At 73.6% G+C, this 2,261-nt stretch carries 3 protein-coding genes; 1 reads left to right on the top strand and 2 read right to left on the bottom strand.

The genetic code is table 11. From position 1 onward, the window contains the following. Positions 1-506: 506 nt before the first annotated feature. Positions 507-1,451 (top strand): dihydrodipicolinate synthase family protein, encoded by a 945-nt coding sequence (locus tag Q0112_RS06965; RefSeq protein ID WP_367278451.1) that lies wholly within the window; start codon positions 507-509, stop codon positions 1,449-1,451. On the opposite strand, the gene tsaA is transcribed toward Q0112_RS06965, so the two are convergent. Both tsaA and Q0112_RS06955 read right to left on the bottom strand, forming a co-directional pair. Further along, positions 1,448-1,927 (bottom strand): tRNA (N6-threonylcarbamoyladenosine(37)-N6)-methyltransferase TrmO, encoded by a 480-nt coding sequence (gene tsaA, locus Q0112_RS06960; protein WP_297973173.1) that lies wholly within the window; start codon positions 1,925-1,927, stop codon positions 1,448-1,450. The two genes, Q0112_RS06965 and tsaA, sit on opposite strands and share 4 nt — an antisense overlap. Positions 1,928-2,034: 107 nt before the next feature. After that, positions 2,035-2,261: Smr/MutS family protein (locus Q0112_RS06955; RefSeq protein ID WP_297973170.1), on the bottom strand; the 227-nt coding region annotated here is incomplete at its 5' end.

The following is a 2,261-nucleotide window of genomic DNA, read 5'->3' as shown; positions in this document are numbered from 1 at the left end:
GCGGCGGGGGGCGTGCCGGAGCTCGGGCTCCTCGGCTTCGTGCGGCTCGGGGCGGGGGACTACCAGGTGATCGCCGCCCGCTTCGCGGCGGCGGCGGCCCGGCTCCCGGGGGACGTGGCGCTCGCCGCGGCGGCGGGAAGGGCAATCGGGTGAAGACGCAGGAACGAGCGGGGCGGAAGTCCATGCAGCCGATCGAGCCCTGCGCGATCAGGATTTCGCGCGCGAAACTATAGGTATCCCATTGATGCTGAAGGGATTCGTCGGGTTAATGCTTCGTTACTCGCCCGCAAGCCCGGATCGCGCCGACCCCGCAGGGGGGATCTGGGTGGCGTGCGTGCCGGCATGGGCGAAGGGCCTCGCCGCTTCGACGCCTCGCATGAATCACGACGATTCCCGCTCCGGAAGTCCCTTCCCTTTCAGGCGATCGCCCTGGGCGGCAGGCCCCGGCGCTTGACGATGCCCCGGCGCGGGCGCGAGAAGGGGAGGCGCAGGCGGGGGAGGCGGACGTGGCGGGCGAGCGGATGGGCTTCGGCACCGGCACGACCGGCGTCTATCCGATCGCCGCGACGCCCTTTCACCCGGACGGGCGGCTCGACGGCGCGAGCCTCGACCGGCTGACCGACTTCTACCAGGAGAGCGGCGCCACCGGCATCACCATCCTCGGCATCATGGGCGAGGCGCAGAAGCTCGAGCCCGAGGAGGCGCGCGGCATCGCCCGCCAAGTGGTGGCGCGGTCGCGGGTGCCGGTGGTGGTGGGCGTCTCGGCCCCGGGCTTCGCCGCCATGCGCCGCCTCGCGCGCGAGGCGATGGAGGCCGGCGCCGCCGGCGTCATGGTCGCCCCCGCCCCGCACCTGCGCAGCGACGAGCAGATCGGCGCCTGGTTCGCCCAGGCGGTCGAGGCGATCGGCCCCGACGTGCCCTGGGTGCTGCAGGACTACCCGCTGACCCTGAGCGTGATCCTCTCGGTGCCGATGATCGCCCGGATCATGTCCGAACACCCCTCCTGCGTCATGCTCAAGGCCGAGGACTGGCCGGGGCTGGAGAAGATCAGCGCCCTCCGCCGGCTGCAGGCCGAGGGAAAGCTCCGCCCCTTCTCGATCCTGACTGCCAACGGCGGCCTCTTCCTCGACTTCGAGCCCGAGCGCGGGGCAGACGGTGCAATGACCGGCTACGCCTTCCCGGACATGCTCGTCGAGCTCATGCGCCTGCACCGCGAGGGCGCGCGCGAGGCGGCGCACGACCTCTTCGACGCCCACCTGCCGCTCATCCGCTACGAGCAGCAGCCCGGCGTCGGCCTCTCGGTGCGCAAGTACGTGCTGATGCGCCGGGGGATCATCGGCTCGGAGGTCCAGCGCAAGCCGGGCCCGGCGCTCTCGCCGACGGCGCGGGCGGAGGTCGACTATCTGCTCGAGCGCCTCGCCCGCCGCGATCCCCGCGCCGCGCTCGGCTAACCCGCGGCCTCCGCCGGCTCGAGGCGGCAGCGGTCGGGCTTCACGTCGACGAGCGGCGTGCCGTCGAGGCAGTCGAGGCCGCGGACCACCAGCGTCGAGCCCTCGCGGCGCAGGAGGCGGACCATCGAGGTGCCGATCGGATTGGGACGGATCGGCGAGCGCAGCGCGAAGGTGCCGCGGGTCCCGCCGGCATGGGCGGGGGCCTGGTGGATCAGGTCGCGGCGGGAGCGGTGCAGCCAGTAGAGGACCTCGAGCGTCGTGTAGCGCTCGATCCCGTCGAGCGCCTCGCCCCAGGGGGCCTCGAACTCGAGCCGGCACTCCGGGCCCGCCTCGCGGTCGCCCTGCTTCGGGCATTCGTCGCGGGTCTTCCACGGTGTGCGGATCACGCCGATGAAGGTGAGCGCGGCATCGACGCGGAGCGGCCGGTCGGTTGCCACCTCGAGCGGGCGCAGGGGCTGCAACAGGGTCTCGGGCATCGGTCCGGTTCCTCCTCGCGCCCGAACCTAGCCAGCACGCCGGCCCGGCGCAACGCCACGCGGCGCCGCAGTCACGGCCGCAGTCACGGCCGCAGTCACGGCCGCAGTCACGGCCGCTCGCGCCGGCGGCGCAGGTAGACGTAGAAGGCCCCGCCCCCGCCGTGGCGCTGGTGGGCGGGCGCGACCTGGAGGACATGGGCGCTGAGCGGCGGCGCCGCCAGCCAGTGCGGCAGGCTGTGGCGCAGGATGCCCTGGCGGTGCGGCTGGATCGCGAAGGCGTCCGGCCGCCCCTTGCCGGTGATGACGAGGACGAGTCGCAGCCCGTCGTCGTGCG

The organism is uncultured Amaricoccus sp. (assembly GCF_937858865.1).
Taxonomy (GTDB): Bacteria; Pseudomonadota; Alphaproteobacteria; order Rhodobacterales; family Rhodobacteraceae; genus Amaricoccus.
The sequence above is the reverse complement of the archived record's forward strand: the minus strand, read 5'-3'. Positions and strand labels throughout refer to the sequence as shown.

Coding starts and splice junctions, on each gene's coding strand:
- tsaA (WP_297973173.1), bottom strand. CDS start 1,927: ATGCCCGAGACCCTGTTGCAGCCCCTGCGCCCGCTCGAGGTGGCAACC.